This window comes from Photorhabdus akhurstii, from assembly GCF_018448925.1.
Lineage (GTDB): Bacteria > Pseudomonadota > Gammaproteobacteria > Enterobacterales > Enterobacteriaceae > Photorhabdus > Photorhabdus akhurstii.
This window is the reverse complement of sequence record NZ_RCWE01000020.1, coordinates 83,510-90,125: the sequence shown is the minus strand read 5'-3', so window position 1 is coordinate 90,125 and position 6,616 is coordinate 83,510. Positions and strand designations below refer to the sequence as shown.

The window sequence follows — 6,616 nt, the reverse complement described above, 5'->3', positions numbered from 1 at the left end:
TTTATATCGTAGCAAGCGATATAAATCACAGAGAATTCGGTGGTGCGGTAGTTCAGTTGGTTAGAATACCGGCCTGTCACGCCGGGGGTCGCGGGTTCGAGCCCCGTCCGCACCGCCACCTTAATTTAGGGGCGTAGTTCAATTGGTAGAGCACCGGTCTCCAAAACCGGGTGTTGGGAGTTCGAGTCTCTCCGCCCCTGCCAATTATAAGCTCAGCGGCAACTAAGATAGTTCATAGTAGTGGTTACCCATATATGCTGCTTAGATAAGATTATTGATAAGGCGCTGGCTTTTGGTCAGCGCCTTTTTCTATGAAGCTTTGTAAGAAAAACGGATTTGCTATTACACTAAAAATCCCTTTATGCGAGCTTTTTCCCCAGAAATGGTATCACTTGGAGAATTCATTTCCAAATATCGTCTGGTTCGTAAAGCCAATGTTGCCATCGATTTGAATTCATTATAGATGTTGTTAAACGTTTTCAGTTGAATAGTCTTTCCTCAATATTATTCGATCTTGTAGCAATAAAACCTTTCTTTCTAATTATCTATTATCGAAGTGAATTCTTATAGGTAACCTTTTAGACTTTCTGGCAATTTCCATACTAGTAAAAGCTCTTCTGAACTAAGTGCCTGGAGGATATATGCGAAAGAATTTTATCTAATATTTTGATTACGAAGTTTTTTTCTTAAGAAAGGCTTGAATTGAAGGAAAGGATACCTAAAACGATAAGGTAGGAACACTATGTCTGATTCAAGTCATAATTTCAAACTATACGTAAGGATTATTTGGTAAATAAGGAGCTATATGTGGGAAGATAAAAAAGTAATCCCACTTTATGCTCTATCTGAAACTTCTTTCTCCCTTACTATTTTCATTCCTGTTTTCGTATAGTATTGCTATCCATAAGTTTTGCAGAACACATACTTACTGATTGAATGATTTATATGAAAACTTCTTAACCTCTTGCAGAAGTATGTATGATAGGTATTTTTAATAGCTGTTGAATGAATGCTTGCTGATCATTTTTTTGTAGCCATATAGCATATAATGGACGTTCAATTAGTTCAGTGTTTGGATAAGAAACCAGTTCTGGATGTTCATTTTGCCAGTGTATTGGTAAGAAGGCGGCTCCTCTTACGTTATTGAGTAGTTGGCGGGCTATATGTGCTGAAGTGGTTGTGATGATGGGTAGCTGCTCACTTTTTAAGATCCGTTGTTCCTGATGATGGAAATCAGCTCCCCATTCTAGTTTGATGTAATTTTTAATTTGGCATTTCAGATTTTCTTCTGTTGTTAATAATTTCAAGCAAATATTCCCTAATAATAGGCTTTGGAACTCATCCATTTTAGGTGGTTCGGTAGTGATTAACAGATCTAATTCACGAGAATGAAGTTGTTTAACAAGGGATTGTCGTGTAGAAACCCGAGATTCTAATCTTAATTCCTGATGTTTTTTATAGAAATCTTGTAACCAGGGGGTTAAATATGCTTCCCATAGTGATGCGGTGGCACCAATTGTTAATTCAGTATGTTGAGAAGCGTGCATTATCTCCTTTTTAGCCAACTGCCAAGTACTCATCAGTGATTCAGCATAGGGAACAAGGCGCTCTCCTGCTGCTGTAAGACGGATGTTATTGCGGTGCCGTGTGAAAAGATGGGTACCTAATTGATTTTCTAGCTGGCGTATGCGAAAGCTAACTGCTGATTGCGTCAGGTACAATGATTCGGCTGCTCTCCCAAAGTGACGAGTTTTACTGACTTCCAAGAAGGTTTTCAGTAATTCAGTGTCCACATATATCTCCAATAATATTTATCGTTAAGATTTAAATTTTTTGTTTTACAGAACGCCAGGCCTATCTAATACTCCGCGCCATAATTGGCATGATAGTAACAGTACTAGAATTAGGAGTGTGTCAGATGGCCGAAAGCTTCATCACGACTAATCGTTTTTTTGATAACAAAAATTACCCTCGTGGGTTCTCCCGTCATGGGGATTTCACCATTAAAGAGGCGCAATTGCTAGAGCGCCACGGTTATGCGTTTAATGAGTTAGATCTTGGTAAACGCGAGCCTCAAACAGAAGTAGAAGAGCTGTTTGTTGCTGTTTGCCGGGGTGAACGGCAGCCTGTGACAATGGAAGAAAAAGTATGGACCAAATATCTTGCAAGGATTAGTCGTCCAAAACGTTTTCATACTCTTTCAGGCGGTAAGCCTCAGATCGATGCTTCTGATGACTATACCGACACTGATGATTAATATCATCACAAATTGTGAATATAGGGGCTTTGCCCCTTTTTCATTTCTAACCCGATTGTTTTTGTAATTGTATTAATAGCCTGTCCATACTGCGGTAGCTTAAGGCTTCCATGATATGTGGTTTTTCTATCTCTTTTTTTTCTTCTAAGTCGGCAAGTGTCCGGGATGTTTTCAGAATTCGGTGCCATGCCCGGATTGAAAGCCCTAGTTTTATTAGCGTTTGTTCTAGAAATACAGCATCGTTAGATTTGAGCTTACAAAATGCCTCGGTCTCTTTACTATTCAGATGAGCATTAATCTTTCCACAGCGTTTCAATTGTATTTCTCGCGCTGCCAGCACTCTTAATCTTACATCTTTACTGCTTTCGCTTGATCTAAGAGGGCTACTCAATGTTCCAATGGGTAACAGAGGAACTTCAATTGAGAGATCAAAACGATCTAAAAAAGGTCCAGAAAGTTTTGCCAGGTATCGAAGTATTTGCTGAGGATTACTTCGATTGTGAATTCCCTGATGGTAGCCTGTCGGGCTGGGATTCATTGCCGCTATCAATTGAACTTGAGCAGGAAAACAAACTTTTGCTCTGGCCCGGGAGATAATTATTTCCCCTGATTCCAGTGGTTCTCTGAGAGCATCAAGGACTCTACGTTCAAATTCAGGTAGTTCATCTAGAAATAGCACCCCATTGTGAGCAAGTGAAATTTCACCAGGTTTTGGCAGCCCACCACCACCAACCAGTGCTGCCATTGAAGAGCTGTGATGAGGCGCTCTGAATGGGCGTGTATGCCATTGTTCAGGTGGAAGGTAGGTATCCACTAGGCTATTGATAGCGGCAACCTCAAGTGCTTCTTTGTTTGTTAATGGTGGTAATAAACTACATAGACGGCTTGCCAACATTGTTTTCCCTGTCCCTGGTGGGCCAAGTAGTAAAAGATTATGTCCGCCTGCTGCTGTGATTTCCAGTGCGCGTTTTGCTTGTTCCTGACCAATAATATCCTGAAGATCTGGCTGTGATGGCTCTGTTGAGGGCTTATGTTGGATCGTTGTTGTCAGTAGTTGTTTTTCTCCCTGAAGGAAGTGGCAGATATGTAAGAGGTGTTCTGCCATTAACGTCTCATTCTGAGATAAGATTGCCAGCTCTATTGCGTTTTCTGTTGGTAGAATAAGTTGCCTTCCTGCTTCTCCTGCGCTGAGAGCAGCTGAAATTGCGCCGTTAACTTTTCGTAGACCACCGGATAGAGCGAGTTCACCAAGAAACTCATAATGATTTAGAGTACTGGTAGGTATTTGCTCTGAAGCGGCCAGAATAGCGATAGCGATCGGCAAATCATAACGACCACCTTCCTTGGGAAGATCTGCGGGAGCAAGATTGACGGTGATTCTTTTAGACGGATAGGTAAACCCGCTGTTGATCAACGCACTTCTGACACGATCTCTTGCTTCTTTTACGGCTGTTTCAGGCAAACCAACCAAAGTTAATCCAGGTAAGCCATTACTAATATGGGCTTCAACAGTAACAATTGGGGCATGAATACCTATAGTCGCTCTGGTATAAATAACAGCGAGGGCCATCCTATTCTCCTTCGTAAGAAAGGGCATATGATGGACTGAAATTAGATAATAAATAGTTTTCTATTATTTTTTTGCGAAGCGGCTCTAATAAATATTTTGTGAAGCAACGCTAAAGACTTTTTTGAAATCATTATTAAGTAATTTTTATTTTATTTGATTGATTTTTATGATTTTATTGTTTTTAGCTTAGATTATAAAATTGATTATTTTTATATTCATATTATGAGGTTTTATTTAAGTCGTGTTTTTAGATTGGTTTTATTGAAATAGTTTATTTGAAATTAAAATTTATATATTTTTCACAGTGAATAAATTTAGCGTGTTATATCATTCTGCTTTATTTTTAATGAGGAGTTTTTATCACCTGGGTGATTAATAATAAGATCTTTACTTTTGGTTATAGTTGAATGATTTGTTTTTTATGTTACCGCTTTGTGTGTTGTTTTGTTTATATCTAATAAGTTGGTTTTTATCACTTAAATTTGATTATTTAATAGATAAATAATCTAAATTACAAGTATTTACTTGAAAATAAACAGTATTTTTTCATATCGAATAATAAAACAAAATAAATGTTGTCAAGCTATGAAGAACGTGATAACTCTTAAATATAGATTAAACAAACGAATTAAACGACCAAGATTATGAACACATTTGTCCTAGTGATTAGCCTAATTATTGTCAGCGTGGTGGTGATTATTATCCCACCGTGCGGGGCAGCACTTGGACGAAGAAAGGCTTAGAAAAACAGCCAGATCTCTCGAAGACCCCCGCACCGAAAGGCGCGGGGGTTTTTTTTCGACAAGCAAAATCAGATAGAGACGGAAACATACAACAGAACAAAATCTTGTCTCACAGGGTAAACACAGGGGATATGAAAAATGAACGGGGCGCAGTGGGTTGTAAAAGCATTACGAACGCAGGGGATTGATAAGGTTTTCGGCTACCCTGGTGGTGCGATCATGCCGGTTTATGATGCTTTGTACGATGGTGGTGTGGAGCATTTGCTTTGTCGGCATGAACAGGGGGCGGTTATGGCTGCAATCGGTTATGCGAGAGCCAGTGGTAAGCCGGGAGTTTGTATCGCTACATCGGGACCGGGAGCAACAAACTTAATCACTGGATTAGCCGATGCGTTGTTAGATTCTGTTCCTGTTGTTGCTATCACTGGTCAGGTTGGTTCTGAATTGATTGGAACTGATGCCTTTCAAGAAGTCGATGTTTTAGGTCTCTCCCTTGCTTGTACCAAACACAGTTTCTTAGTGGATTCACTGGAAAATTTACCTCAAATTATGGCGGAAGCCTTTTCTATTGCCACTAGTGGTCGACCTGGCCCAGTTTTGATTGATATTCCTAAAGATATTCAGCTGAAAGAGGGGAATTTGGTTCCACATTTGGTACCCGTTGAGCAAAAAGCGCCCTGTTCGGAAAGTGAATTAGAACAAGCTCGGAAGATGATTGCGGCTGCGGCAAAGCCAGTATTGTATGTCGGTGGTGGAGTAGGAATGTCTCAAGCGGTTTCTGTTCTGCGAGATTTTGTTGTGGAAACAGGTATGCCGGTTGTTTCTACGTTGAAAGGTTTGGGAGCTGCTGATTCAGAACATCCATGTTATCTGGGCATGCTTGGGATGCATGGTTCGAAAGCGGCCAATCTTGCCGTTCAGTCATGTGATTTGTTGATTGCTGTGGGTGCTCGTTTTGACGATCGTGTGACTGGCAAACTTAATACTTTTGCTCCACGTGCAAAAGTTATTCATCTGGATATCGATCCGGCAGAGTTGGGTAAATTACGTCAGGCTCATGTGTCGTTACTGGGGGATGTGAAGGCATTATTGCCCCGTTTGCAACAACCATTGTCAATTATGCCCTGGCAACAGGAAGTGAAATCTCTGAAAGCTGAATATCCTTGGTGTTATGACCATCAGGGGGAGAGTATCTATGCGCCTTGGTTATTGAAGCAGGTTTCAGATCGTAAAGCATGTAATACGGTTATTACTACCGATGTTGGACAGCATCAAATGTGGACAGCTCAGCATATGACTTTTGATGGGCCTGAAAATTTTATTACATCTAGTGGGTTAGGCTCGATGGGATTTGGTATCCCTGCTGCGATTGGCGCTCAGATCGCTCGACCGGAAGATATGGTGATCTGTGTATCTGGTGATGGTTCTTTCATGATGAATGTTCAGGAATTGGGGACAATTAAACGCAAACAATTACCAGTAAAAATTTTATTGTTGGATAACCAGCGGTTGGGAATGGTGCGGCAATGGCAGGAGCTGTTTTTTGATAAGCGATATAGCGAAACGACATTAACAGATAACCCTGATTTTGTCACATTAGCGAAAGCTTTTGATATTCCGGGGCAACATATCACGGATAAATCACAGATTAATGAAGCGCTGAATGCATTATTTGCCAGTAAGGGTCCCTATTTATTACAGGTATCTATTGAGGAATTAGAGAACGTTTGGCCGTTGGTCCCTCCCGGTGCAAGCAATGAAACTATGTTGGAGAAATCACTATGATGCAGCATCAACTTGCAATCCATGCTCGTTTCCGTCCTGAAATATTAGAGCGTATCTTACGGGTAACGCGTCATCGTGGATTTCAGATCTGTTCCATGAATATGGATCAAACAATGGATGGCGATAATGTTAATATCGAATTAATTGTCGCCAGCCAAAAACCGGTTAATTTGTTGTCTTCACAACTGGCTAAATTAGTGGATGTCGCTGGCGTCAAGATCCTGCAACAAAAATCACAACTCATACGTGCATAACGTAGAA

General features: G+C 40.5%; 6 protein-coding genes and 2 tRNA genes. 6 read left to right on the top strand and 2 right to left on the bottom strand.

Going from position 1 to position 6,616, the window contains the following annotated elements; genetic code table 11:
* The first annotated feature begins 41 nt into the window (after positions 1-41).
* Positions 42-118, top strand: a tRNA-Asp gene (locus EAE93_RS18035).
* A gap of 9 nt (positions 119-127) precedes the next feature.
* Positions 128-203, top strand: a tRNA-Trp gene (locus EAE93_RS18030).
* Positions 204-956: 753 nt separating this feature from the next.
* On the opposite strand, the gene hdfR is transcribed toward EAE93_RS18030, so the two are convergent.
* Entirely contained in the window at positions 957-1,793 is an 837-nt protein-coding gene (gene hdfR / locus EAE93_RS18025) for an HTH-type transcriptional regulator HdfR (RefSeq protein ID WP_214040250.1), read from the bottom strand.
* Between the two features lie 125 nt (positions 1,794-1,918).
* On the opposite strand from hdfR, the gene EAE93_RS18020 reads away from it, so the two are divergent.
* On the top strand, positions 1,919-2,257 hold the full coding sequence (locus tag EAE93_RS18020; protein ID WP_036779611.1) for a MaoP family protein: 339 nt from the start codon (positions 1,919-1,921) through the stop codon (positions 2,255-2,257).
* Between the two features lie 46 nt (positions 2,258-2,303).
* Here the strand turns inward: EAE93_RS18020 and EAE93_RS18015 are convergent, their stop codons facing one another.
* Complete coding sequence (locus EAE93_RS18015; protein ID WP_110086211.1) at positions 2,304-3,827, bottom strand: YifB family Mg chelatase-like AAA ATPase; 1,524 nt, start codon at positions 3,825-3,827, stop codon at positions 2,304-2,306.
* Positions 3,828-4,471: 644 nt separating this feature from the next.
* On the opposite strand from EAE93_RS18015, the gene ilvL reads away from it, so the two are divergent.
* The 3 genes from ilvL (at position 4,472) to ilvM (ending at position 6,609) form a co-directional block, all read left to right on the top strand.
* The gene (gene ilvL, locus EAE93_RS18010; RefSeq protein ID WP_071647081.1) at positions 4,472-4,570 is read left to right on the top strand and encodes an ilv operon leader peptide; all 99 of its coding nucleotides are present in this window, start codon (positions 4,472-4,474) and stop codon (positions 4,568-4,570) included.
* 138 nt (positions 4,571-4,708) lie between these two features.
* A complete protein-coding gene (gene ilvG / locus EAE93_RS18005) occupies positions 4,709-6,355 on the top strand; it encodes an acetolactate synthase 2 catalytic subunit (RefSeq protein WP_214040249.1) in 1,647 nt (548 codons plus the stop codon).
* Positions 6,352-6,609 carry an acetolactate synthase 2 small subunit gene (gene ilvM, locus EAE93_RS18000; protein WP_036779619.1) on the top strand — a complete coding sequence of 86 codons (258 nt, stop codon included), beginning with the start codon at positions 6,352-6,354 and terminating at the stop codon, positions 6,607-6,609. The genes ilvG and ilvM overlap by 4 nt, the downstream gene beginning before the upstream one ends.
* Positions 6,610-6,616: the final 7 nt, after the last annotated feature.